Consider the following 26,466-nt stretch of genomic DNA (forward strand, 5'->3'; position numbering starts at 1 on the left):
GAAAATTTAAAAGAAACAGTAAAGTGTTTCACGTGGAACAATGAGTTTATTTCAAGATACATATGATGTCATTGTAGTAGGTGCCGGCCATGCCGGCTCTGAAGCTGCTGCTGCTGCTGCCAACATGGGTTCCAAAACCCTGCTGGTTACAATGAGTTTGCAAAACATTGCACAAATGTCCTGCAATCCTGCCATGGGTGGAATTGCAAAAGGACAGATCGTTCGTGAGATCGATGCATTGGGTGGTTATTCGGGAATTGTTTCCGATAAAACAGCCATCCAGTTCAAGATGCTGAACAAATCAAAAGGACCGGCAATGTGGTCGCCAAGAGTACAGTCAGACCGTATGCGTTTTGCTGAGGAATGGCGCCTGATGCTGGAACAAACCCCAAACCTTGATTTTTACCAGGAAATGATTTCCGGTTTGATCGTTGAAAATGATAAGATAGTAGGTGTGCGCACTTCGTTGGGAATCGAAATCAAATCGAAAACGGTTGTGCTTACGAATGGAACATTTCTAAATGGATTGATCCACATCGGGGAAAAACAGTTTGGTGGTGGTAGAGCAGGCGAGAGTGCTGCCTACGGTATCACGGAAGATCTGGTTAAAATGGGATTCACTTCCGGGAGAATGAAAACTGGAACACCACCACGCGTTGACGGACGTTCGCTGGATTACTCCATAATGGAAATACAACCCGGTGATGAAAATCCTTCCAAGTTTTCCTATCTGGATATAACCAAACCATTGACACACCAAAGAGCGTGTCATATGACGTATACTTCAGAACTGGTTCACGATTTATTGCGTGAAGGTTTTGACCGTTCGCCGATGTTTAACGGTAGAATTAAAAGTTTAGGACCGCGTTATTGCCCGTCCATTGAAGATAAAATTAACCGTTTTGCCGACAAAGAGCGCCACCAGTTATTCGTAGAGCCGGAAGGCTGGAATACGGTAGAAGTTTATGTGAATGGCTTTTCAACTTCCCTTCCGGAAGATGTTCAGTTTAAAGCCTTGCGTTCTGTAGCCGGATTTGAAAATGTAAAATTCTTCCGCCCGGGTTATGCGATCGAATACGATTATTTCCCGCCGACACAGTTAAAGCACACTTTGGAAACAAAATTGGTGGAAGGTTTATATTTTGCAGGACAGATCAACGGAACCACAGGATATGAAGAAGCAGCATCACAAGGTTTGATCGCCGGAATGAATGCACACTTAAAAGCACACGATCAGGATCCGTTTGTTTTAAAACGTAACGAAGCTTATATCGGAGTGTTGATTGATGACCTGATTACAAAAGGAACGGAAGAACCATACCGTATGTTTACTTCCCGTGCAGAATACAGAACGTTATTACGCCAGGATAATGCCGATTTCCGTTTGACGCCAATGTCACACGCTGTTGGTCTGGCTTCCGACAAACGTTTGCAACGTATGGAGCAAAAAAGAAACAATTCGGAAGCGTTTGTCAATTTCTTTAAAGAAACCAGTGTAAAAGTTGCCGAGGCAAATCCTATTTTGGAAGCCAAAGGTTCTGCACCGATTTCGCAGCCAGATAAAATGTTTAAAGTATTTTCCAGACCACAATTGGATTTGGAAGATATTTTGAAGTTTGAAAAGGTTAAAGAATACGTTGAAGAAAATAATCTGGATCTGGAAGTAATCGAACAGGCGGAGATCCAGGTAAAATATTCCGGTTATATCGAAAAAGAAAAAAATAATGCCGACAAACTAAACCGATTGGAAGATGTTCGTATTCCTGAAAATTTCGATTACGATAAAATAAAATCCCTTTCGTTTGAAGCAAGAGAAAAATTAAAGAAAATAAAACCGGCCTCTGTTTCACAGGCATCCCGAATCAGCGGTGTATCACCAAGTGATGTTTCCGTGTTATTGGTTCACATGGGAAGATAAAATAGAAGCAGTATAAAGATTGAAAAGTAACGGAAGTATAAAGTACTCAGGTTATTTTTCAATCTTTGCTTTTTATGTTCCACGTGAAACTAACTTTGCGAAGGCTTGTAAACAAAGAGATTTAGCTCCAAAAACAAAATTTTTAAATTCGTTTAGCATCCATGAATTTTTCAGACAACACCATTTATATAAAAGTAAAAGACCATTCCGTTTCCAAAGAAAATTTTGAATTACTGTTGGACGAAGAGCTACAGCTTTTAAAAACCAGTCCGCAGCCCTCTTTAGAAAAATTACCGTCTTATTATGAAAGCGACGATTATATTTCGCACACAGATGGAAAACGTTCTTTGTTTGAAAAAATATACCACTTCATTAAAAGAAAAGCCATTCGCGATAAAGTGCGCTTAATAACAAGCCTGCAAAATCAAAAAGGTTCTTTATTGGATATTGGTGCCGGAACCGGCGATTTTTTATTGGAAGCAAAAAAACAGCATTGGAATACTATCGGAATTGAACCCAGCGAAAAAGCAAAAGGAATTGCAATTCAGAAAGGAATTGCATTTGCAGAAAATTTAGCCTCACTTCCGGATCATTCTTTTGATGTCATTACAATGTGGCATGTATTAGAACACGTTCCGGATTTAGAAAATCAGATCGCTGTTTTAAAAAGATTATTGAAACCAAACGGAACAATAATTATTGCTGTGCCAAATTTTAAATCTTACGATGCCAAATATTACGGAGCATACTGGGCAGCTTATGATGTGCCGCGACACCTTTGGCATTTTTCAAAAACTGCTATTGAAAAATTATTCCGGAAGCAAAATATAAAACTGGTAAAAGTTTTGCCAATGGTATTTGACAGTTTTTATGTTTCACTTTTATCCGAAAAATATAAAAACGGGAAAATGAATTTTATTAACGGTTTTTGGATAGGCTTACAGTCAAATTTAAAAGCAAAACGAAATTCGGAGTATTCTTCACACATTTATATCCTGAAAAACGAGTAAAAATTAAAATAAAAGGAAATAATAAACGTTTAGAAGCTGAAATATCCGATTTATCGGGGAAATTTAGAAAGTGGCTTAAATCGCTTTATTTTAATCCAATTTTTATAGCTATTTATTATTGATTATAAATTCAGCATAAAGAAATCCTATTCCTTTAAAAAAACAATAAAATGAACGGAATTTGAACTTTCCGGTGTACAACTTTGGAACTTTGATTCGAATTCTTATTTTTACAGAAAATTATAAATCATAATTCATAAAATGAAAAAATCCTTATTAATAATCGGACTTGCATTTGCAATGTTTTCTTGTAACAATGCTACACAATCATCTTCTGAACACAAAACGGCTTATGTGGATACAGCCAAATTATTAGAAGAAAACGATGAAGCAAAAGACATCGAATCGAAATACAAAACCAAATCGCAGGAAATGGGAAGAGAGTTAGAAGGAGAAGCAAAACAATTCCAAAGCGATGCGGCAACTTTTCAAAGAGATGCACAGGTAAAAGGAATGGCATGGGCGCAACAAAAAAGTGCTGAATTGCAAAAAAGAGAGCAGCAACTGGGAATGAAACAACAGGCAATGTTGCAAACATTACAACAGGAAAGTGGTAAAGAAATGGATTCTTTAGTAAAAAGAATTAAAGAATATATCAAAGATTACGGTAAGAAAAACAGCTACGAATATATTTACGGAACGGGTGATGCAGCTTCCATATTGTATGCTAAAGAAGGATATGATATCACAGAAAAAGTAAGCAAAGAATTAAACGAGAAATATAAAGCCGGCGGTAAAAAAGAAGAGCCAAAAGCTGAAGAGAAAAAATAATCAAAAGCCTTCCTTGTGAAGGCTTTTTTATTGTAAATCAAATACTTATTTATAGTATCTTAGAATATTATTATAATTCTACGCCAAATGGAAAAAATTTCAAACGCCGCAGCTTATGTTTTGCGCTTTATTAACCAAACCCAGAAGTCCGTATTTTTAACGGGCAAAGCGGGTACGGGCAAAACAACCTTGCTACGCGAAATCATCAATACAACTCATAAGAACACCGTTGTAGTGGCTCCCACAGGGATTGCCGCATTAAATGCCGGTGGTGTCACGATACATTCCCTGTTTCAGCTGCCTTTTGCGGCCTTCCTTCCGGATGCGACAATCGATCCGCAGGTTTCCGAAACCACACGCTTTGAAAACCAGGTAACCCTGCGCCGCCATTTCCTGATGAGCAATGCCAAACGTGCCGTTATTCAAAACATGGAACTGCTGGTCATTGATGAAGTGAGTATGCTGCGGGCAGATGTTCTGGATGCGATGGATTTTATGCTTCGGAAAGTAAGACGCAACGAGCAGGCTTTTGGCGGAGTACAAGTTTTATTTATAGGAGATTTACTACAATTACCACCAGTTGTAAAAAATGAAGAATGGTCGGTGTTGCAGCGTTATTACCGTGGGAAATTCTTTTTTCATTCGCATGTGATCCAGCTGAACCCGCCGTTATACATTGAACTGGACAAAATTTTCCGGCAAACCGATTCGGATTTTATTGCCGTTTTAAACAATCTCCGCAATAACAAAGTCACGAGTGAGGATCTGGCGATACTGAATCAGTTTGTAAAACCCGATTTTGATTTTAAAAAACACAAAGGTTATATTACCCTTACCACACACAATGTGAGGGCAGATACCATAAATACCGAAGCCTTAAAGGATCTGGAAGGAAAAGAATATACGTTCCATCCGGAAATCGTTGGGGAATTTCCGGAAAAGATCTACCCGGTGGACCAGCTTTTAAACCTGAAAGTAGGGGCGCAGATTATGTTTGTTAAAAACGACCTTTCTTTTGAAAAGCTCTTTTTCAATGGAAAAATGGGAATAATCAAATCGCTTTCGGCTAACGAAATCTTTGTCCATTTTCCGGAAGAGAACAAAACAATAGAAGTGGAGCGCTACGAATGGAAGAACATCCGCTACTATGTGGATGAGATGACCAAGGAAATCAATGAAGAAATTCTGGGAACGTTCACCCATTATCCGATTAAGCTGGCGTGGGCCATAACGGTACACAAAAGCCAGGGATTAACCTTCGACAAAGCTGCGCTCGATGTATCGCGCGTTTTTCTGCCCGGACAAGCCTATGTTGCTCTTTCGCGTTTGCGTTCGTTAAAAGGGCTTATTTTGCTTTCTCCGATACATATGAACGGTATTTCGAACGATGCCGATGTGATGGACTATGCACAAAACAAAGCCACGGAAGAAAAACTGGAAGATTCGCTGGAAGCCGAAACCCGCTATTTTATTCATAACTACCTGAAAAACAGTTTCGATTGGAGCGACTTGGCGGCACAATGGAGCAAACACCAGCAAACCTACCTTTCCGAAACCGAAAAATCGACCAAATCGAAATCCAGAACCTGGGCGCAGCAGCAATCAAAAGCGGTGCATGATTTACTGGAGCCGTCCCGGAAATTTATTGCACAGCTCAACAAACTGTTTTATGAGGAACCCATTAATCTTGAATTCATTGACGAAAGAATAAACAAAGCCTTTGACTACTTTTTTCCGAAAATGGATGCTTTGGCGTTTGATATTTTCTGGAAAATAGAAGAAATAAAACGCCAGAAAAAAGCCAAAACATTTTATGAGGAACTATCGGAGCTGGAAGAACTCCAAACCAATGCTGTCCTGCGATTGCTAAAGACAAGGCTGCTGATGAAAGCCATACTGGACAAGGAAGAAATTTCAAAAGAAAAACTGACCTCACCGTTATTACAGCGTTACAAACAGGATAAAATTGAAGTAATCAAAGAAGCCCTTCGTAAAAACCCGGTAACACTGATAGAAGACGAGGAAGATGTGCAACGGTATACTTCCAGAAAGAAAAAAGCAAAAGAACCCAAAAAATCGACCATCGAAGAAACGCTGGAACTCTGGACGCAAAACCTTTCGATACCGGAAATTGCCGGTATCCGGAAGCTTACAGTGGCAACCATTTATACCCATTTTTCAAAGCTGATCCAAATGGAAGCATTGTCCCTTTCCGACCTGCTTCCGGAAGAAAAAATCAAACAGCTGAAAAAAGCGTTCAAAGGATATAAAGGCGAAAGTCTGAACGAAATAAAAGAAAAATACGGCGATGAATTCTCCTGGGATGAACTGCGGTTGTATAAATCCAGCCTATAAAAAAAGAGCCGCTGACATTTATCTGCGGCTCTTTTTTTATTAGGAGTATATTTTTATAGCCAGTAAACCGCTAAAATAGCCGGAATAAAATAAATTACAATGGTACGGGCTCCGTCATAATCCTTGGCAATTCGCTGACCGAAAAGCAAAAACAATAACGTCACACAGGAAAAAGTAGCGCCATAATGACCAAAAGTAGTGCTGCCGTTCATCACCAGCTGTGCAATTCCGATCACACACAAAGCGCCGGCGATAACTTCTAAAACTAAAATCAGCAATAGCGATTGCGGTACCTGATTTTTGATAAAGGTTTTCGAAAAATGCCCTTTCAGCCATTCTACATTTCCTTTCCAGTCCATGATTTTATCATATCCGGATTGTAAAAAAGTAATAGCCAGAAAAGCTAAAATTAAGATTCCAAAGATTTCGGTATTTGTCATGTTGTTTATTTTTTATGTATTAAACGGGTTAGTTTTATAGAAAGGTCGGTAAGGATAATCTTGGCATTTCCGTTGCGCTCAATGTGGTAAATAGCATCCGAAAGTTCCTTGAAAATATCGTGGATGTTATTGCCGTTAACAAAAGGGGCAAAATTTTCCAGTTTGAACTTCTCAACGGTCGGTTCAATATACACCAGTTTTGGAGACTGATAGTTCAGCAATAAAGCCTGGCGGAACATTTCGATACAAAAATGCAGGAACTGTTTTTGTGCCTCACGGCCAATACCGGCAATTTCCTCACTCCAGGAAATCAAATCCTGAATGGCTGCAGCATTTCCCTTGGCACGAAAAGCCGCACGAACCCATTGTACAAACCAGACTTCAAAAGGAAAATCATCTTCATTTTTGTGCAATAGCTGTAAGGCCTTGTTGTAATTACCCTGTGCCTGATGCGCCAGTTTGAAAGCCGATTTTTCTTCGATTTTTTCACGTGAAACAAGGGTTTCCGCAATAACACTTTCCGGTAAACCGCTAAAATGCAATACCTGGCAACGGGATAAAATGGTTTGAAGAATATCGTCTTCATTTTCTGTGATTAGCAGGAAAACCGTTTTTTGCGGCGGTTCTTCCAGCAGTTTCAGCAATTTATTTGAAGTGGCGATATTCATTTTATCGGCCATCCAGATAATCATCACTTTATAACCACCTTCGTAAGATTTTAATGACAAAGACTTTACGATTTCCTGTGCTTCGTCAACACCAATCTGTCCCTGCTTGTTTTGAATGCCAATGGATTTATACCAGTCAAACAAACCGCCGTAAGGAGTGGTGGTCACAAATTCGCGCCAGTGCTTCATAAAATTGGCACTCACTGGGTGGCTTTTCACTTCATCATTTGATGAAACCGGAAAAACAAAATGCAGATCCGGATGTGAAAAATGAGCAAACTTTAAATTGCATGCCTCATTTCCCGAATGGTTTTCACCGTCAACATTGGAACACAGTATATATTGCGCATAGGCAATTGCCATGGGTAAAGTACCTGAACCTTCGGGTCCTACAAAAAGCTGCGCATGCGGAATCCTGCCCGAATCGGCACTTTTTGTCAAATGGCTTTTAATATGAACTTGTCCTAATATTTCTGAAAATAACATAGAGCAAATATAGAATAAAACCCCAACAGTAAAAACAGGGAAAGCAATCACCGCAAAAAAACAATATTTTACCGCAATAATTTTACAGGCTAAACCAATAAGCTTATTTTTGATAGGAAACTTTTAAAAAATGAAAAGAAAGATCTCATTTTATGGTTATCATCTCTGCATCTGCATTTCATTTTTAGTGCTGCCCTATCTTTTTTCATCCCAAAACAGCATCATTAAAATACCGGATATTTTTAATAACGGACATGACAGAACCTATTTTGTGATCTATCTCGGTTTGCTGATTTTCTTTTATGTAAACTATTATTTTTTTATCCCGAAACTGTATTTTGCCGATAAGAAAACGCTGTACTTCACGCTTCTTTTTTTCTTCCTGATTGTATTGCTGCTGCTGTCGCATTTTTTTGACAAACCGGAAATGGATATTTTCAATCTGGAAAGAATGCCCAAGCCGGAGCCGCCATTCAAAGGAGGACCGGGACCGGAATTTCATCCGATGCACAAGGATAAACCAAATCAGAATTTTAATACAATTTTGGTATATCTGACCGGAACCTTAATGAGCCTTTTTCTGGCAATCAACAGACGGCTTCAAACGGTTGAACGGGATAAAATGAAAGCCGAAATTTCCTTATTGAAAGCACAGATAAACCCGCATTTTCTTTTCAATACGCTAAACAGTATTTATGCACTGGCAATTCGTAAAGATGACCGCACGGCAGATTCAATTGTCCAGCTTTCGGAATTAATGCGCTACATTATCCGGGATGCGCATGACGATAAAATTGCCTTGGAAAAAGAGGTCAACTATATCAACAATTATATTTTATTGCAGCGTTCCCGTTTGGGAAACACGGTAACTATTGAATATGAATTAAACGGCAGCACGGCAGCGAAGCAGATAGCACCACTGATCTTGATTTCATTTATTGAAAATGCCTTTAAACATGGCGTGAATCCGGATCAGCCATCGGAAATAAAAATAAATATTTCAATTACCGATGAAAACATTATGCTGCTCGTCAGCAATAAAAAAGTTGATTCTGTCCAAAGCGAAAAAGGGATGGGATTACAGAATACGACAGAACGGCTGGAATTGCATTATGCCGGAAAATACAATCTGGAGCTAACGGATACAGCAGCTAATTATACCATTGCACTAAATCTTGAACTATGATCAGAGCCATTGCCCTTGATGATGAACCGCCAGCCTTGGAAATTTTGCAAAGTTTCTGTAGTCAGACAAACGATATTGATTTACAGAAAACATTTACAAAATCGGAGGAAGCATTAAAACATCTTAAAAAATATCCCACGGATTTATTATTCCTGGATATCAACATGCCGTCTATTTCAGGAATTGATTTCTTTAAAAAAATACCCCATAAAATAATGGTTGTTTTTACAACCGCATATTCCGAATTTGCCGTTGAAGGATTTACCCTCAATGCCACCGATTATCTTTTAAAACCATTTTCGTTTTCCAGATTTCAACAGGCTGTGGAAAAAGCAAAAAATCAATTTGCTTCCGAAAATAAAAGTCAAAATACAGAACAGCAGTTTTTGTTTATAAGAGCCGATTACAGCCTGATAAAAATTCCCGTTTCGGATATTTTATTTATTGAAGGATTAGACGATTACCTGAAAATCTATATCCGGAACCAGAAAACAGTTGTGGCGCGGATGACGATGAAAAGCATATTGGAAAAATTATCTCCTGATGAATTTTTCAGAGTACATCGGTCGTATATCGTTCCGATAGGCAAGATTGATAAAGTGAAAGGTAAAATCATCCATATCGGCAATGAAGAAATACCTGTTAGTGCAACGTATGAAACTATTTTTTTTCAGGCATTAGAACCTAAATCATGAGCAAGTTTTTACAGCAGCCTTCGCAAATTTACAAAGCGCCTTTTCGTGGGCATATCGAAAATAATATTCATCGCTGTCTGGCGACATTTAACTATCTTGAATATCAGGAAGACAGCCGCAAACCGTATAGAAATATTCAGCTGATTAACGATGAAACACTTGCGGCTCAGCAAAAGGTAGTGTATACCGCTCAGCAAAACCAGGATGTCCTGATTATCCCGCTGGTGGGTGCGCTCGATTGTAAAACAACAGCGGAACCGGTATTGGTAAATACCGAACAATGCTTTTTGTTTTCAGCAAATGCCGGGATGCCGTTTGAAATACAGAACCCATACGAAAAGGAGCTGATTAATTTTATTCAGATCCGGTTTGACAATACCGGACTATATCGGGAGCCGTTATTGAAAACATTTGATTTTACGGTAAAGAACCACTTATTTCCATTGGCAGTCACGGATAATTATGCTGTTTTTACCGGAATATTCGCGGGCAGGGAAGAAGGGACCTATACCCCAAAGAATACCCAAAACGGAATATTTGCCTATGTTATTCACGGCGCTTTCGAATTTCAGAACCGGCTGATAGAAAGCAGGGATGGATTAGCGATTAGTGAAGCCGAAACCATTGAATTTGAAGCACTATCTGAAAATGCGATTTTATTGCTTTTTGAAACGAAATAAAAACGGCTTAAAAATCAATATTCTATAGTTTACCTCAAAATAAAAAGCGTTTACCTCATTTTTTTGGCAATAAAAGTTAGCAAATCTAAATTTGAGTAACTAAATAGCTAAAAAAGGATGGAAAGAAAAGTATTTTTAAAAAACAGCCTGGGTTTTCTCGGAATGGTTGTGGCAGCTCCTTCACTTTTACGGGCAGCAGGATCCTGTCAGAGCGATATGGAAATTGAAAACACCGCCGCCTGTAGTGTTACAAATAGTGAAACAGCAGGACCTTTTCCTACTATTTCCCCGGCTTCATGGGTAAGAACCAATATTGTGGGCGACAGAACCGGAATCCCGTTTACGATCAATATTACCATTAAAAACACCAATGGCAATTGTAATGCACTCACCGGAGCAATTGTAGATATCTGGCATTGTGATAAAGATGGTAATTATTCTGAATACGGCGGAACCGGAATGCAGCCTGCCAATTATACCAGCAACCATTTTTTAAGAGGAAGACAAACTACGGATACCAATGGATTAGTCAGTTTTACCTCCATTTTCCCGGGTTGGTATACCGGAAGGGCAACGCATGTTCACGTACATGTCTATAACGCTTCGGGAACCTCATTGTTAATTACTCAAATTGCATTTCCGGAAGGTACAAACAGTGCTGTTGTTCAGGTTAATGCTGCGACCAGCTACGGATATACAAAAGGAATGACCGGTTATACTTACAATGCCGGCGACAATGTTTTTTCGGATGGTGTGAGTAATGAAATGTCGGTGATTACCGGAAGCATTGCAGAAGGCTTTGTACAGACACATACCATTTTTGTTGCCGGTCCAACCTTAGGCGTTGCGGATGCTGCTCAGAAAGAATTCCAATTGCAGCAAAACTTCCCGAACCCTTTTCAGACCACAACCAAGATACCATTGCTTTTAAATTCGTATTCTACCGTTAAAGTGGATATCATAGATTTAAGCGGCAGGCATATAGGAACCCCGATTAACGGAGAGTTTCCGGCAGGAACAAATTACCTGGAACTGAACAGGAATAATTTAAGCAGCGGATATTATATTTTTAGAGTTATTGTTGAAAATGATAATGGTGTATTCAGCGAAAGTAAAAAAATGCTGGTACATTAAACTACGTCTGTTTAAGCTGAAGAAGATACTTTTTGTATCTTCTTCTTTATTTTCAGGATATTAAAACAAATTCGGGATGAAATTTTCAAAAATAAGATTAGCCTATCGTATGGTTATTGACAATACATCCGGTATTGTCTGGCAGCAATATGTTTTTGAGGATACCTTTAGAGAATATTTGATGCAGCAGCAGGCATACAATTCCAAAGAAAATCCACAGTTTACCTTCAGGAATTTACTGTATCATAACGATAAGGCTGAAAAGCTGCATTTTTTAACCGGAATAGCAGCAGAACCCTATATCAGCCAGTTAAAAGGAAATATTTATAATGTTCCGGATGCCTTGGGCAACAACTATTTGCCATTTATCAATTACAAACTGGATATTATCAATACCGATATCCGGGATAGTACAAAACACAAAATCGGGATTACGTTCTATTCTCCGGTTGTAAGACTGATTGATCTGATCGACAGGCATTATCTGGTTTCGGTCAATACAGAAACTGTTTCAGCATGGGAAACCCTCTCTTTTCCGTTTCAGGAAAATCTGGCTATTTGTTACTTCGAGAAAGCAGATTACTAAGAAATACAAGGTTTGCAGCATGTTTCAGCCATATCAAAACCATCCTTTTTTTACCGTATCAAAAATCATTTTAGTAGTAAAAACGGCTTTTCTACCGATAGAAATAAATAATACGCAGTTTTGACCGGTTTATTTTTCATTAAAATTCAAAAAAGCACATAAAAAATAAAAATATTATATTTGTAGATTATAAATAAAACAATCAACAAAAAAATATCAAATGAAAACCCTGAACGACTTTAATTTTAAAGATAAAAAAGCTATTATACGTGTCGATTTTAATGTACCGCTTAATGAAAATTTTGAAGTAACCGATGCTACCCGTATTGAAGCGGCAAAACCAACTATCGATAAAATTTTAAGTGAGGGTGGAAGTGTTATTTTAATGTCCCATTTAGGACGTCCGAAAGGCGTTGAAGAGAAATATTCCCTGAAACATATCGTATCGAAAACAGCAGAAATTCTGGGAGTTCCGGTAACATTCGCCTCCGATTGTATTGGAGCAGTTGCTGAAAATGCGTCCCAAAATTTAAAACCGGGTGAAGTTTTACTTTTAGAAAACCTTCGTTTTTATGCTGAAGAAGAAAAAGGCGATATTGATTTTGCAGAAAAATTAGCTGCATTAGGGGATATCTATATAAATGATGCTTTTGGAACGGCACACAGAGCACATGCTTCCACAACCATTATTGCCCGTTTTTTCCCGGAAAACAAATGTTTCGGACTATTACTGGCAAAAGAAATTGAAAGCTTAAACAAAGTTTTAAATAATTCGGAAAAACCGGTAACCGCCGTTTTAGGAGGTTCTAAAGTTTCTTCGAAAATCACCGTTATTGAAAACATCCTTGACAAAATCGACCACATGATCATTGGCGGCGGAATGACTTTTACCTTTATCAAAGCCCTGGGCGGAAATATTGGAAATTCCATTTGTGAAGACGATAAAATGGCATTGGCATTGGAAATATTGGAAAAAGCCAAAGCAAAAAATGTTCAGATTCATTTACCGGTTGATGTTGTGGCTGCCGATGCTTTTTCGAACGAGGCAAACACTCAGATTGTTCCGGTAAACGAAATTCCGGACGGATGGCAGGGATTGGACGTAGGTCCGAAATCGCTGGAAGCGTTAAAAGATATTATTAAAAATTCGAAAACCATTTTATGGAATGGTCCTTTGGGCGTGTTTGAGCTGGAAAAATTTGCAGAAGGAACCATCACTTTAGGGAATTTTATTGCAGAAGCAACTAAAAACGGTGCTTTTTCCCTTGTTGGAGGCGGTGATTCTGTTGCAGCGGTAAAACAGTTCGGATTAGAACCAAAAATGAGTTATGTTTCCACTGGTGGCGGGGCAATGCTGGAAATGTTAGAAGGAAAAACACTACCCGGAATTGCAGCTATTTTAGATTAATTTTCTTTTTTTAACAATATTTATAGAAAATATAAGTTATTAGCTATTATGTTTGCAATGCCTACATAAAGAATTGAGTTGTAATATGTTATAAGATAGAATGTATGAATAATAAAAAAATGTTATCTTTATTTCTCGGTCTTTTCAGCCTGGCTGCCTTAGCTCAGGAAACTGCCGAAAATGAAGTCCAAATCAAACCCGAGATTAAACTATCCTATCTGGATTCACTGAAATCTACTTTCATCAAATATGAAACCAGTGCCTGCATTGATGAAATGTGGATGAAAGAATTAAGCAATCAGGAACTGTTTACCGATATGGAATCGGACATTGCTAAAGTGAATATTGATCAGGAAGTTTCTTATGATTTACCAACAGACCTACTGAAAGAACGATTGAAAAAACTGGATGAAAAATCCCCGTTTAATATCGAATACAATCCGGCTCTGGAAAATGTAATCAAATCATTCTTAAAGAACAGACCGAAAGCTTTCGAACGAATGATGGCTATTTCGGAGTATTACTTCCCGATGTTTGAAGAGCATCTGGCAAAATACAATATTCCGCTGGAAGTGAAATATCTGGCTATAGTGGAATCGGCTCTGAATCCAAAAGCAAAATCTAAAGTGGGCGCAACAGGATTATGGCAATTCATGTATGCTACCGGAAAACAATACAACCTTGAAGTGAATTCGTATGTGGATGAACGCAGCGATCCTTTGAAAGCTACCGAAGCGGCATGCCAGTACTTCTCAGCGATGTACGGTATTTTTGGTGACTGGGATCTGGTTTTAGCATCCTACAATACCGGACCGGGGAATGTTTCCAAAGCAATCCGCCGTTCGGGAGGATTAACAAACTACTGGAACATCCGTAAATACATGCATAAGGAAACACAGGGATATTTGCCGGCTTTCCTGGCAACCATGTATATTTATGAATATAAAAAAGAACATGGAATTGTGCCTAAAAAAGCACCATTGACCTATTTTGAAACCGATACGTTAATGGTTAAACAAAAAATGTCATTCAAACAGCTTTCCGACTTACTGGATATTCCGGTGGAGCAATTGCGTTTGCTAAACCCGATCTACAAACTGGATGTGGTTCCTTATTTTTCAGATAAACCGCATTATATCCGTTTGCCAAAACAAAAAGCAGGAATGTTTGCTTCCAATGAAGATAAGATTTATGCCTATTTGAAATTTGAAGAGGACAAACGCGAAAAACCATTTACTACAATTCGCAAAGAGGCACTTGCACAGCGAACAGCAAATGGAACAGGCAGGGATTCTGTAGCGATAGCCGATGTGGAAGATTTTCCGATGAAATCCGTTAAAAAAACGAAAACAAAATTCCATACCGTTAAGCGTGGCGACAATCTATCTGAAATATCGTCTAAATACAACGTGACGGTGGCAGAACTGAAAAAATGGAACAAGCTGAAAAAGAATAGCGTTAATGCCGGTCAGAAATTAAAAATACAGTATGAAACTACTGTGGCTGTTGCCGACAGAACAACTGCTAAAAAGAAAATAGCGGAACCAAAAGTTGCAGAACCTAAAATCGTTGAGCCTAAAGTTATTGAGAGCGAAGGATTGTATGTGGTTCAAAGAGGAGATAACCTGACAGCAATTGCCGAAAGACATAAAGTTACCATTGACCAGTTAAAAGACTGGAATAATATGGAATCGAATGAAATTCAGGCCGGACAGAAATTAACGGTGCAACAGCCGGTTGAAGAATCGGTTGCCGTTGTGGAAAAAGAAGTTGCCAAAAAAGAAATCATCAGAAGAGATTCCAGCAAAGAACGCAACTATAACAAAGAAAGAATGTATATCGTTCAAAAAGGAGATTCGTTGTTTAGTATTGCAAAAAAACACCCGGGAATTACCGTTGCTGAAATTAAAAAATGGAATAATATAGAAACTGAAAATATTAAACCGGGTATGAAGCTTAAAATAAACGGCTAATACCTGCCCAAGACATAAGTGAAAAAAGGAATCTTTTTGACCATTATCTTATTATTGCTTTCTCTTGTTTCCTGTCAGCAAAAACAGGAACAAGGGGAAGCTTTTTTGCCTTCTTCAAAAGGCAACATCAACGACATTGCGATTGTTATTGACGATGTTTTATGGTCCGGAGAAGTGGGCGACAGCCTTCGTAAAAAACTCGCTTACCCTATTGACGGGCTGCCGCAGGAGGAACCCATCCTGACGATCAACCAGTATTCTCCCAAGATCTTTGAGGGTGTGGTAACCCAAAGCCGGAACATAATTGTGGTTTCCAAAGGCATTACCAAAGAATTCAAACATGTGGAAAACAAATATGCCAGGCCGCAGAATGTTTTTTACATCACCGGATATTCCATACACGAGATTCTGGATCTGATCGAATTGCATTCGGAAACAATTATCTCGATTATAAAATTTTCCGAAATCCAGGTTGTCCAGCAAAAAATGGGCAAAGCGCTGCTGAAAGATGATAAGCTGCGGGGCGTGTTTTTAATCAACATTAAAATACCGGATACGTACAAGTATGTTGCGGAAAAAGAAAATTTTTACTGGATCAAAAAAGATATTCCGTCCGGCAGTTCGAGCCTATTGGTCTATCAGGTGCCGATGGGACAGATAGAAAGAGGAAACGACATCGTTGGAAACATTGTCAAAGTAAGGGACTCCGTTGGAAACCTGTACATTCACGGAACGATGGAAAACTCCTCGATGATCACGGAAGAAGGCTATTCCCCTTATTTTTTTACAACAAAAGTAGACGGGAAGCTTACCTATGAAACGAAAGGTACCTGGGAACTCCAGAATAATTTTATGAACGGACCGTTTCTGAATTATGTCATCCGCGATGAAAAAAACAAACGATACCTGATTTTAGAAGGATTTACCTATAATCCGTCCAATGCCAAAAGAGACCTTATTTTTGAGCTGGAAGCGATTATCAAATCCGTTCACATATTAGAATAATTACTTTTATCAATAAACAATGAGTTTAGAATTCAAAATAAAGCGTTTTAACGAGCTTTCGCTTGTTGAGTTATATTCGGTATTGCAACTGCGCTCAGAGATCTTTGTAGTGGAGCAGGATTGCGTTTATCAGGACATTGACGGTAAAGACGACAAAGCCTTACACGTATTGGGAACTTTTAACGGCGAATTGGTGGCTTATTGCCGGTTGTTTCAGCCGGGCGATTATTTTGCAGATGCTTCTATCGGAAGAGTAGTGGTTAAAGCAACCTATCGCGATAAAAAATGGGGACACAACCTGATCCGGGAAGCCATTAACGGAATTGCTGCCCGTTATAATGTTGCAGCCATAACCATTTCGGCACAGCTCTACCTGAAAAAGTTTTATGAATCCCACGGATTTGTAAAAGTATCGGAAGAATACCTGGAAGATAATATTCCGCATATCGAAATGCGGAAAGCATAAATAGTTACACTTTTGTGATAACCAGTTCCACGCGGCGGTCCTGATCGGGGCCGTTGCCCAATGGCTGTGTATTGCCGTAACCTTTGAAGGTCATTCGTTTTTTATCGATCTTTTTCTGGATTAAAAACTTATATACGGCCTGTGCACGGTTATGGGATAACATCCTTTTTTTAGTATCCTTGTCTATCGCTTCTTTTTGAAAAGTAGGCGTACAGCAGATATGCCCCTGTATTTCAAACTCTAAGTTTTTGTATTTGTGCAGTAGTTTGGCAATCCTTTCCAGTTCGTTTTTTGATTTTAAGGTCAGGCGGCTGCTGCCTTTATCGAAAAGGATTTTTTCAAGATAGATCCTGTCGCCAATTACCAGGTCGCTTTTAATCGTGGAATGAATACCCGGAATCGGTTTTAACGGAACCGGTTTGAAGTTCATCACAACATCCACGCGGCGGTTTTTCTGGCGTACTTCCGGAAGATTGTCAATAATATCATCATCGATAAGCACACGCCCTTTTCCTTCAATGGTTACAATGATCTTGTTTTTGATACCCTTTTCAATCAGCTTGTTTTTGATCGTATTGGCACGATTGTTCGAAAGCTTATAGTTATAGGCATCTTTGCCGCGATCGTCGCAATAACCGTAAATCTGGATGCTTTCCACGCGGGTAGTATCGATGGCCTTGACGAAAGCCACCACATCGTTAGCCTGTTTTTCTTCTAAATTAAATTTGTCGAATTCAAAATATACAGAATGAACAACTTCTTCCTGGGCGCTGATGAACTGCGTAATAAACAATAAAAGAAAAACAAACTTCGATAGTTTCATAATGGCTAAGATTGGGTTACTTCCTTTCTTTAATTCTGGTTAAGCTTAAATCTTCCGGCGGGTGAATCACAATCGGGTATTGTTCGATTTTCACCGAGCTGCTGTCCAAACCGAAAGCCTGCTCTTCTGAAAGACTTATTTTTTTCAGGAAGAAATAAATATCCAGGATAATTCTTTGGTACCAAGGGAAATCGTTGTCATACGATACAAATTTCTCAATTAATACAAATTTAAAATCACCCAGTACATTGTTTCTGTTTAAGGATTCATAACGGCTGGTAATATCAACCTCTCCGTTTTTCACCATATCCTGAACTACTTTTTTGAATAATAAATTAATACGCGGTGCCACACGGAAACCTAAGTAAAAGTCCACACGGATAATGTCGTCTTTTACAATTTCGCGAACACGGTATTCCATTTCATACGGTTCATCCACAACATTCACGTGAATCAGCCAGTAGATGTCGGCTCTTTTCGGACGCTTCTGTAAAATGGAATAGATAATTTTCGATTCGATTTCGTCACCATGGCTGGCATTGGTCATGTACACCAGGTGCGTTGCATATTTCGGAATGGAAAGGTCATTGCTCAATTCTGAAATGACATTTTTGAATTTCCCGATTTTGACGAATTCGGTATAATCTTTTCGGATTTTTTTAGCGGTAAACCACGTAATCATGATGAAGGCCAGTAATCCGGCAATAAATACGGATACATAACCGCCATGCGGGAATTTCTCAATATTGGCCAGGAAGAAAGAAATCTCAATGGTCAGATAAACAGAAACAACCAGAACGATAAATATTGGATTATAACGTTTTAGGACCATAAAGAATCCCAGCAGGATCGTGGTCATGATCATACACATTACGATCGCCAAACCGTAGGCCGCTTCCATATTTCCGGATTCTTTGAAGTGTACTACAATGAACACACAGCCAATGAATAACAGCCAGTTAATGGAAGGAATATATAATTGTCCTTTTAATTCGGTTGGATATTTGATGCGCACTTTTGGCCATAAGTTCAGACGCATTGCCTCACTGATTAAAGTGAATGATCCGCTGATTAACGCCTGGGAAGCAATAACGGCCGCCATTGTAGCAATCGCAATTCCGAATGGTAAAAACCAGTCCGGCATTACCAGATAGAAAGGATTTCCGGGATTGTTCGCGTTTCCGCTCAATTCGATTAACGTACTTCCGGTATGCGAAATCAGGTAGGCACCTTGTCCGAAATAGTTGATAACCAACATACTTTTTACAAAGATCCAGCTGATACGGATGTTTTTAATTCCGCAATGTCCCAAATCACTGTATAAGGCTTCGGCTCCTGTGGTACAAAGGAAAACATAGCCTAAAACATAAAATCCTTCGTGGTGTATTTTTAATAAATGAAAGGCATAATAAGGGTTAAGTGCTTTTAAAACAGCTACATTGCCCATTAGGTGAATGATACCCAGCGTTCCCAGCATTCCAAACCAAAGCAGCATTAACGGGCCGAAGAATTTTCCAACCAGCTTGGTTCCGAATCGCTGAATAAAGAATAACGCAAATAAAATCCCGATTACAATCGGAATGGTATTCAGTTCCGGATTGTAGGTCCTTAATCCTTCAATGGCAGAAGAAACCGAGATGGGCGGGGTAATAATACCATCGGCCAGCAGGGCACTTCCTCCGAGGATAGCCGGCACAATGAGCCAGCGTTTTTTTAGTTTTTTAACAAGGGTGTATAAGGAAAAGATTCCTCCTTCCCCTTTATTATCAGCACGTAATGTCAGGATTACGTATTTGAAAGTTGTCTGAATTGTCAGGGTCCAGAAAATACAAGAAATAGCACCAAGTACAACATCAGGATTTATTGCTTGTTTGCCAACGATGGCTTTCATTACATATAACGGAGAAGTTCCGATATCTCCGTAAATGATTCCTAATGTTACAATTAAACCACCTAAAGTGACTTTGTTAAGGTGGTTACTGCTATGGGTAGAACTCACGATGTGAAATATTTAAAATCACAAAATTATCATAAAAAACGAAAGTCATGCATAATTCTTTGAAAATTAATTTTTAAGAATTTTGTTGTACTCGGCCGTATTATTCAATATTGCCTGTGCTTTAGTAATTTCGGCATTACTTTTCGTGTAATATTGGTACAATCCTTCCTTGTATTGATAACGTTTTATGATTTCATCGGTGATGAGTTTTTTGATTTCCGTTTTGTTTTTTTCCAGTTCTTTTTCATCACTTCGCTGCAAAGCGGCTAAAAGCTGCTGGTATTCTGCAGTGATCGTTTCGTCTATTTTCTCTTTTTTGGCTGTTGCCAGTGTGTTTTTAAGCGCCAGTTCCGTTTCGGTATCGAATTCGAATTTCTCTTTTTTAAGAAAGGCTTTAAAATCAGCAAAATCGGTATCCGAAAAATTAGGAATGCTGGTACCCAGATTCGGATTTTTATAGTAATACTGCGTTACATAATTAAAAATACCGTCGTTTTTCAGTAAAGCATCAGCAATGGTACTTTGTTTGGTTTCGGCTAATTCCACATCGGGCTGAATACCGCCGCCGTCATAAACCGTTCTTCCTTTTTTGGTTTTAAACGCATTGTACTGGCTGGCATCGGTGCGGATTGCTTTTCCGTTTTTGTCTTTTTTGGAATAGTCCAAAGCCTGGATGCATCTTCCGGATGGGGTGTAATATCTTGAAATAGTCACTTTTACCTGAGTGCCATAGGTCAGATCCAACGGACGTTGCACCAAACCTTTACCAAAACTGCGGGCACCCACCACAACGGCGCGGTCTAAATCCTGTAAGGCACCGGCAACAATTTCGGAAGCCGATGCACTACGGCCGTCTACTAAAACAACCAGTGGAATTTCCAGATCAACAGGTGGTTTCTGGGTTTTATAGCTGTTATTGTGTTTTTCAATTTTCGATTTTGTCGTTACAATAATCTCATTCTGAGGAACAAAAAGATTGCAGATGTTTACCGCTTCGTGCAGTAGTCCGCCCGGATTACCGCGCAGGTCCAGAACTATTTTTTTAGCACCCTGGCTTTTTAATTTTTCCAGCGCCTCTTTTGTTTCGGCCGAAGCTTTCGAATTGAATTGCGACAGCACGATATAACCGGTAGTATTATCGCTTAAAAGCGCATAAAACGGAACGGCTTTCAGTTCCACTTCATCCAAAACCAGCTGGGTGTTCATCAGTTTTCCCTGACGTTTGTACTGGATGTCGATTTTGGTGTTTTTGGTACCTTTCAATAATTGTGCGGCATCGTCTTTAAAATCAACCAGATTTACATCGCCGATCTGAACAATTTCGTCACCGGCTTTTAAACCTGCCTTGTCTGCCGGAAAATTTTTATACGGTTCGCGGATAATCAAACGGCCGTCCTTACGGCTGATGTAGGCGCCGATTCCGGTATATTCACCGGTCGAATTGATTTTGAATTTGGCAACGTCCTGTTCGTTAAAATAAACGGTATACGGATCCAGATCCAGTAGCATGTTCTTGATGGCTTTGTCCATCAGTTCTCCCGGATTGGTTTCATCAACATAGTTTTGGTTGACCGTTTTAAACAGGGTTGTGAAAATTTCTATCTGCTTGGCAATTTCGAAGAAATCATCCCGGAAACTGGCACCAACAAATAAAAAACCTCCTGCCACTACAGGAATAATATATTTTTTCTTTAACAGACTTAGCATTTTTTAAACTGATTTTTTCTTAAACCTTCTGCGAATGAAAACAAAAAGCAACACGAAAATAATGATAAATGGCCATACTTGCAGTAATCCCAGAAAGAAAGTTGAAATTCCAAAAAAGCCTTCCTTAAAAGAATTCCACATTTTACTGCCGTATGATACCGTTGCACCGCTTTCGGAAGCATTGTTCGTGTACATTTCAATCGTTACCGTGCTCATTGCTACCCGGCTTTGCAGGTATTTTAACTGCCCTTCTTTTGCCTCGATTTCCTCACGAACGGTTGCCAGCCCTTTTTCAATTTCAATTATTTCGGAAACCTTGGTGGCTTTGTTCAGCAATTCGAGATAGCGTTTTTCTAATGTTTTCTTGGTATTGATGCGGGATTCCACATCGATATATTCTTCGGTAACATCGTCTGATGAAATCTCTTTCCGGTCAAAATGGGAAACACCCTGACCGATGTCGGTTATAAAAGCATCAAAAGCAGTATTCGGAATGCGGACGATGAGGTTGCGGTACACCGAACCGTAATCTTTTCCAGACACATCGTTTTGAATGGTGGCTTTGTATTTTACAATGGCTTTCTGAACACCGGAAAAAGACTGGTTGAGGTCGGAAGTCTCAAACCGAAGGTTGGCATTTTTGATAATTTTGGCCTCAATTTTAGTTTCTTCACCGGCACCGCCCGACTCGTTCTGCAGGGATGGTGCCATAGCGGCAGCAACAGGCGCTGCATCATATTCGGTCGCAGCAATTTGTTCTGAACGCTGTTTTTGACAGCCAATGGTAATTAGTAATAACGACAGGGCAACGATAATTCTTTTCATAAGCAATTGCTATTATTTGATATACAACGTAAAAGAGTATTTAAAAGTACACTTTTTGACGGAATATTAAGCCAATAACACGATTGCTAAAGCAATAAAGATTATTGATCTGCCGGGTTGATCGTTGCAATGAACTTTTCGAAAAGCAGTATGGTTTTTTCGTTGATTTCCTGGTAAGTCAGGCGTTCTTTGGTTTGATACAGGAACATAAAAGCATAGGGTTTGTCTGTGTTTTCCAGCAACAGCTGTTTGTTGAGACGGTACGTTTCCCGCAAAACCCTTTTAAAATAATTACGGTCCACCGCTTTTTTGAAATAGCGTTTGGAAACGGAAACACCCATTTTGATTTTTGCTTCCTGTTCTGATTCCAGTGGGGTATAGACTAAGCGCAGCGGATATTTCGATACGGATTTCCCTTCAGAGAATAAAATATCGATGGTGTTTCTGCTTTTTAGTTTTTCCGATTTCGGATAGGTGTTTTTCATGTACGTAATTAAGCGGCAAAGTTACGAAGGGAATCACAGAAATAAAAAGCCTTTCTTCAAAAGAAAGGCCGGAACTTATTTATTCTTAATTAGTTTTTTGGCAATTTCATGCAGTGCGTCCCGGTTTTGGTCCACAAAAAACAAACCAGCCTGGATGAGTTCGTAGATGTTTTTCTTGGAAGTATCGTCCATTTCGGATGAAGCATTTTTGAGTTGCGGCATTAAACGGTAATAGTTTTTCCGATTTCTGGGACCCAGGGTTTCATACATTTTTGTCAGGTGATAATCCACCGTTTCCACGTTGGCAGACAACAGCATATCGATTAAAGGAGCGATCCATTTTATTTTTCCGGCATTTTCAAACTTTTCAAACGTATAAGGTTTGTGTACTTCGCCGGTTCCTACCGAAACAATGATCATGTCGTTTATAGCGGGATAATCCGGTTTTTTGTCATCGGACAAAACTTTTGAAAAAGCGATCTTGCGCGCTTCCGCATAAGCACAAAGTGCCGGATTGTTTGCATATACGCCGCCATCGATCAGTACAAACTCCTGGCCGTACAGGGATTTTATTTTTGCCGGCTCGAAATAGGTAGGTGCGGCACTGGTGGCCCGGCAAACATCTTTTACATAAAAATTTTCCAGACTGGAATGCGCTTCATGGCTGGCAAAGAATTTGGCTTTGCGCTGACCGATGTCGTATGAAGTGATCAGGCAGGGTTTGATAAAATCTTTTATTTCCAGGTTACCGAAGACTTCTTCCAGCTGTTTTTCGAGATTTTTCTGCGAGATTTTTTCATTAAACAAACCAAAAGGATTGATCGCGTGTTCCCAGAGGGAAACATTGAAAATGCTTTCTCCTTTTTTAGCATACAGATCCAGAGCGGCTTCCACCGAAAATTTTGCCTTTTTGTTTTTATCCGGAAAGAGCAGGATAGAAGTCAGCAATCCACCGGTGCTGCTTCCGGCAATAAGGTCAAAGTAATCACCCAGCCTGGCTGTGGGGCTGTCGAGCTTCTGTAATTCTTCTTCGATATATTTTAAGATGACACAGGTGATGATTCCTCGGATTCCTCCTCCGTCCAGACTTAATATTCTTATCTTTTTAGACATGGCTTTTACGCTGTTAAGTTTCCTCCAAATAGTGGGGATTTATGTGTAGCTAAAGTATTATTAAAGGACAACATATCCGCTTTTATCCTGTTTCAATTTTGATAATTTTTTCCAATCATTATAACCGCGTTTATCAAAATGCGGCAGGTCTTTGAATTTTTTCCAGTTACCGCCCCATTCCCAACCGTGTTTGGCAAAAATGCGGACACATTCGTACCAGTCGGAAATGGTATCGTTGTCCCAGTCTTTTACCGTATCCCAGGAAGCGGTTTTGCCGTCAATGATTAAACAAATATCTACCGCAAAGCCATAATTGTGAATGGACTGGCCGCCTTTGGCATTGGTAACTTTTTTTCCGGGAACGGTTCGCCCGATGGCGTATAGATCGTTTTGTTCTTTTACCGTGCGCAATCCCTGTGTGATCCTGATTTTTGCCCTGCCGGTGAGTTGCTTGTCACATTCCTGTATGATTTTCGTCATTTCCTCCCTGACAAAAGGGTGTAGTTTTTCAATGCGCTGTTGGGTAGCTTTGTCCATAGTTTTTTGGTTTTAGTCTTTTTGGTGGTATAAAAGTAAAAGAAAAAAGCGAACACAAACCGGAAGTGGCCGGTTTTGTCCGTCGGCACAGACGCTATCAGGATAAACAAGTTGTAACGTCTAAATAAAGGCGTTTGCGCTTGTAAAAGCCGGTGTCCGGACAATTCCGGGTATTAACAATAAAAGCGGCTCTAAGGCCGCTTTTATTGTTATTAAGGCTTCCGTAGCGGAAGCTTTGGTATTGGTTATGGTTTTGCCGGATAAACATTGTTTTCTTTTTTTACATCGGCCATTAAATCACTCGGATCAATAACAATCGCTTTGATTGCCGATTTCTCTTTTTTGATCGGTAATTCGTAGGTTGTAAATGCCCAATCCCATCCGTTAAGAATTGTTCTGTTAATGTCCGGGAACGGGTTTTCTTTATTCCAGCGCATTAAGGTGTTCGGGATATAGAAACTTTCTTTGGTTCCGTCCTGGTAAACCACAAGAATATCCAATGGCATTGGCATTCTTCCGATTCTTTCCAAAGTTACTTTGGTGTTTTTACCATCTTCCGTTACGGCTTTGATACCGTAATCAATGGTATTGGTTGTTTTGGTCCAGTCGTTTAAATACCAGTCCAGTGATGCACCGGAAACTCTTTCGGCAGTACGCTTGAAATCGTTAGGCGTAGGGTGTGTAAATTTAAAATCGGAATAGTAACGTTTTAAAGTTTCCATCATTTTGTCCATTCCAATCACATATCCCAACTGTGTCAGGAATACTTCTCCTTTGCTGTAAGCCGAGATACTGTAGACCATGTTTTCATCGAAACGGTCGGCATGTGTAGACTGTGGTTGTTCCCTGCCGGTATTTACCATATAGAAATAGTTATTATAAGCAGACTGGAACGGGTTTTCGTCTTCCTGTAATTTTTTCTCCATTACATTAATCATGGCCAGGTCGGAAATAAAGGAAGTAAATCCTTCGTCCATCCAGAAATGTTTGCTTTCATTGGTCGCCAAAACGTGCTGGAACCAGGAATGCGCCATTTCGTGAGCGGTTACGCCAATTAAACTCGGAAGACTTCTGTCGCCGGTAATCAAGGTACACATGGCATATTCCATTCCGCCATCGCCACCCTGGATCACCGAGTATTGTTTGTACGGATACTGGCCTACGGATTTGTTGAAGAATTCCATTAAAGCAGCTGTTTTTGGCTGGAACTCTTTCCATTTGTCTTTGTATTTCGGGTTGTTTTTGTAGAAAAAGTGTAATGCTACATTGTTTGGTCCCGGATAGATGTCGTGGATAAAATCCTTGTCGGCGCCCCAGGCAAAGTCATGAACCATTGGCGCTTTAAAATGCCAGGTTAATGTTTTGGCTTTTTTAGGGTAAGTAACGGTCACGCCTTTGTCCTCATAACCGTGTCCGATTTCATTTTTATTCTGCAGGTAACCGGTCGAGCCGATTACATAATCTTTATCCAGTGTGATCTTTACGTCGAAATCACCCCAAACTCCGTGAAATTCACGTCCGATATACGGATCGGCATGCCATCCTTCGAAATCGAATTCGGCAATTTTCGGATACCATTGGGTCATGGAAAGTGCGACACCTTCGTCTGAATTTCTTCCGGAACGACGAATCTGCAACGGCACCTGTCCGTCGAAATCCAAAGTAAATGTTGTGGATTTACCCGGTAATAATGCTTTGGCAAGATCAACTTCCAGTACAGTTCCTACCACACGGTTGTTTGCCGCAACACCATCCTGTTTGAAGTTCGTTATTTTCAGGTAACCGATTTCATTTGGTTTTAACGTGCTTATTCTACTTTCTTTTACCGTTTTATCTCCGGTTTTGAAGCTTTTTACCATTCTTTTATCCGGATCGGAAATGGTTTTCAATCGCGCATCCATTTCGCTTCCCGGCTGGAAAGCATTGAAATATAAATGGTAAAATACCTTGCGTAAGGTATCGGGAGAATTGTTTGTGTAAACCAGGGTTTGCGTTCCTTTATACTGGAAATTTTTCACATCCATGTTTACCTCCATTTTATAGTCAACGTGCTGTTGCCAGTATCCCGGATTTGGATTGTGCTGAGCAAACAAACTGCCGATGCTCAGTAAAGAAAGTAGGAATAACTTTTTCATT

Annotated in this window: 23 protein-coding genes; 13 read left to right on the forward strand and 10 right to left on the reverse strand. The window is 39.6% G+C overall.

Annotated features, from left to right (window positions below; all coding sequences use genetic code 11):
- Positions 1–40 precede the first annotated feature (40 nt).
- From mnmG to BGO42_RS05720, 4 genes are all read left to right on the forward strand, one after another.
- Positions 41–1,918: a tRNA uridine-5-carboxymethylaminomethyl(34) synthesis enzyme MnmG gene (mnmG, locus tag BGO42_RS05705; protein ID WP_273246584.1), complete on the forward strand. Its 1,878-nt coding sequence runs from the start codon at positions 41–43 to the stop codon at positions 1,916–1,918.
- Between the two features lie 161 nt (positions 1,919–2,079).
- Entirely contained in the window at positions 2,080–2,928 is an 849-nt protein-coding gene (locus tag BGO42_RS05710) for a class I SAM-dependent methyltransferase (RefSeq protein WP_177730962.1), read from the forward strand.
- A 261-nt stretch (positions 2,929–3,189) separates the two neighbouring features.
- Positions 3,190–3,759, forward strand: coding sequence for an OmpH/Skp family outer membrane protein (locus tag BGO42_RS05715; protein ID WP_273246585.1), 570 nt, complete (start codon positions 3,190–3,192; stop codon positions 3,757–3,759).
- An 87-nt stretch (positions 3,760–3,846) separates the two neighbouring features.
- Positions 3,847–6,114 carry a helix-turn-helix domain-containing protein gene (locus BGO42_RS05720; protein WP_273246586.1) on the forward strand — a complete coding sequence of 756 codons (2,268 nt, stop codon included), beginning with the start codon at positions 3,847–3,849 and terminating at the stop codon, positions 6,112–6,114.
- A 53-nt stretch (positions 6,115–6,167) separates the two neighbouring features.
- On the opposite strand, the gene BGO42_RS05725 is transcribed toward BGO42_RS05720, so the two are convergent.
- Both BGO42_RS05725 and BGO42_RS05730 read right to left on the reverse strand, forming a co-directional pair.
- Complete coding sequence (locus tag BGO42_RS05725; RefSeq protein ID WP_177730968.1) at positions 6,168–6,554, reverse strand: DoxX family membrane protein; 387 nt, start codon at positions 6,552–6,554, stop codon at positions 6,168–6,170.
- Between the two features lie 5 nt (positions 6,555–6,559).
- The gene (locus BGO42_RS05730; RefSeq protein WP_273246587.1) at positions 6,560–7,708 is read right to left on the reverse strand and encodes a DNA polymerase III subunit; all 1,149 of its coding nucleotides are present in this window, start codon (positions 7,706–7,708) and stop codon (positions 6,560–6,562) included.
- 130 nt (positions 7,709–7,838) lie between these two features.
- Between BGO42_RS05730 and BGO42_RS05735 the strand changes: the two genes are divergently transcribed.
- From BGO42_RS05735 to BGO42_RS05775, 9 genes are all read left to right on the forward strand, one after another.
- The gene (locus tag BGO42_RS05735; RefSeq protein WP_273246588.1) at positions 7,839–8,894 is read left to right on the forward strand and encodes a sensor histidine kinase; all 1,056 of its coding nucleotides are present in this window, start codon (positions 7,839–7,841) and stop codon (positions 8,892–8,894) included.
- On the forward strand, positions 8,891–9,589 hold the full coding sequence (locus BGO42_RS05740) for a LytR/AlgR family response regulator transcription factor (RefSeq protein ID WP_273246589.1): 699 nt from the start codon (positions 8,891–8,893) through the stop codon (positions 9,587–9,589). The genes BGO42_RS05735 and BGO42_RS05740 overlap by 4 nt, the downstream gene beginning before the upstream one ends.
- The gene (locus tag BGO42_RS05745; RefSeq protein WP_273246590.1) at positions 9,586–10,269 is read left to right on the forward strand and encodes a pirin family protein; all 684 of its coding nucleotides are present in this window, start codon (positions 9,586–9,588) and stop codon (positions 10,267–10,269) included. Before BGO42_RS05740 ends, BGO42_RS05745 begins: the two co-directional genes overlap by 4 nt.
- Positions 10,270–10,386: 117 nt before the next feature.
- Positions 10,387–11,403: a dioxygenase family protein gene (locus BGO42_RS05750; RefSeq protein WP_273246591.1), complete on the forward strand. Its 1,017-nt coding sequence runs from the start codon at positions 10,387–10,389 to the stop codon at positions 11,401–11,403.
- A gap of 76 nt (positions 11,404–11,479) precedes the next feature.
- Entirely contained in the window at positions 11,480–11,989 is a 510-nt protein-coding gene (locus BGO42_RS05755; RefSeq protein WP_273246592.1) for a hypothetical protein, read from the forward strand.
- A 220-nt stretch (positions 11,990–12,209) separates the two neighbouring features.
- Positions 12,210–13,397: a phosphoglycerate kinase gene (locus BGO42_RS05760; protein ID WP_273246593.1), complete on the forward strand. Its 1,188-nt coding sequence runs from the start codon at positions 12,210–12,212 to the stop codon at positions 13,395–13,397.
- Positions 13,398–13,516: 119 nt separating this feature from the next.
- Positions 13,517–15,370: a LysM peptidoglycan-binding domain-containing protein gene (locus tag BGO42_RS05765; RefSeq protein WP_273246594.1), complete on the forward strand. Its 1,854-nt coding sequence runs from the start codon at positions 13,517–13,519 to the stop codon at positions 15,368–15,370.
- Positions 15,371–15,406: 36 nt separating this feature from the next.
- Positions 15,407–16,375 carry a DUF4837 family protein gene (locus BGO42_RS05770; protein ID WP_273246595.1) on the forward strand — a complete coding sequence of 323 codons (969 nt, stop codon included), beginning with the start codon at positions 15,407–15,409 and terminating at the stop codon, positions 16,373–16,375.
- 19 nt (positions 16,376–16,394) lie between these two features.
- Positions 16,395–16,841, forward strand: a complete 447-nt coding sequence (locus BGO42_RS05775) for a GNAT family N-acetyltransferase (protein ID WP_177730988.1) — start codon at positions 16,395–16,397, stop codon at positions 16,839–16,841.
- A gap of 4 nt (positions 16,842–16,845) precedes the next feature.
- Here BGO42_RS05775 and BGO42_RS05780 read toward each other — a convergent pair whose 3' ends face one another.
- The 8 genes from BGO42_RS05780 to BGO42_RS05815 all read right to left on the reverse strand — a co-directional run bounded on the left by BGO42_RS05780 (position 16,846) and on the right by BGO42_RS05815 (position 26,465).
- The gene (locus tag BGO42_RS05780) at positions 16,846–17,664 is read right to left on the reverse strand and encodes an OmpA family protein (protein WP_177730991.1); all 819 of its coding nucleotides are present in this window, start codon (positions 17,662–17,664) and stop codon (positions 16,846–16,848) included.
- A 16-nt stretch (positions 17,665–17,680) separates the two neighbouring features.
- Positions 17,681–19,663: a KUP/HAK/KT family potassium transporter gene (locus BGO42_RS05785; RefSeq protein WP_177730993.1), complete on the reverse strand. Its 1,983-nt coding sequence runs from the start codon at positions 19,661–19,663 to the stop codon at positions 17,681–17,683.
- A 66-nt stretch (positions 19,664–19,729) separates the two neighbouring features.
- Positions 19,730–21,370, reverse strand: a complete 1,641-nt coding sequence (locus BGO42_RS05790; protein WP_177730995.1) for a S41 family peptidase — start codon at positions 21,368–21,370, stop codon at positions 19,730–19,732.
- Positions 21,371–21,373: 3 nt separating this feature from the next.
- The gene (locus BGO42_RS05795) at positions 21,374–22,195 is read right to left on the reverse strand and encodes a DUF4349 domain-containing protein (RefSeq protein ID WP_273246596.1); all 822 of its coding nucleotides are present in this window, start codon (positions 22,193–22,195) and stop codon (positions 21,374–21,376) included.
- A gap of 101 nt (positions 22,196–22,296) precedes the next feature.
- Positions 22,297–22,680, reverse strand: a complete 384-nt coding sequence (gene rnpA, locus BGO42_RS05800) for a ribonuclease P protein component (RefSeq protein ID WP_273246597.1) — start codon at positions 22,678–22,680, stop codon at positions 22,297–22,299.
- A 75-nt stretch (positions 22,681–22,755) separates the two neighbouring features.
- Positions 22,756–23,793: a patatin-like phospholipase family protein gene (locus tag BGO42_RS05805; protein ID WP_177731001.1), complete on the reverse strand. Its 1,038-nt coding sequence runs from the start codon at positions 23,791–23,793 to the stop codon at positions 22,756–22,758.
- Between the two features lie 60 nt (positions 23,794–23,853).
- Positions 23,854–24,330 carry a M15 family metallopeptidase gene (locus BGO42_RS05810; RefSeq protein WP_177731003.1) on the reverse strand — a complete coding sequence of 159 codons (477 nt, stop codon included), beginning with the start codon at positions 24,328–24,330 and terminating at the stop codon, positions 23,854–23,856.
- A 245-nt stretch (positions 24,331–24,575) separates the two neighbouring features.
- On the reverse strand, positions 24,576–26,465 hold the full coding sequence (locus tag BGO42_RS05815; RefSeq protein WP_177731005.1) for a M1 family metallopeptidase: 1,890 nt from the start codon (positions 26,463–26,465) through the stop codon (positions 24,576–24,578).
- Position 26,466 lies beyond the last annotated feature (1 nt).

Source organism: Flavobacterium sp. 40-81 (genome assembly GCF_001898245.1).
In the GTDB taxonomy this organism is placed as follows: domain Bacteria; phylum Bacteroidota; class Bacteroidia; order Flavobacteriales; family Flavobacteriaceae; genus Flavobacterium; species Flavobacterium inviolabile.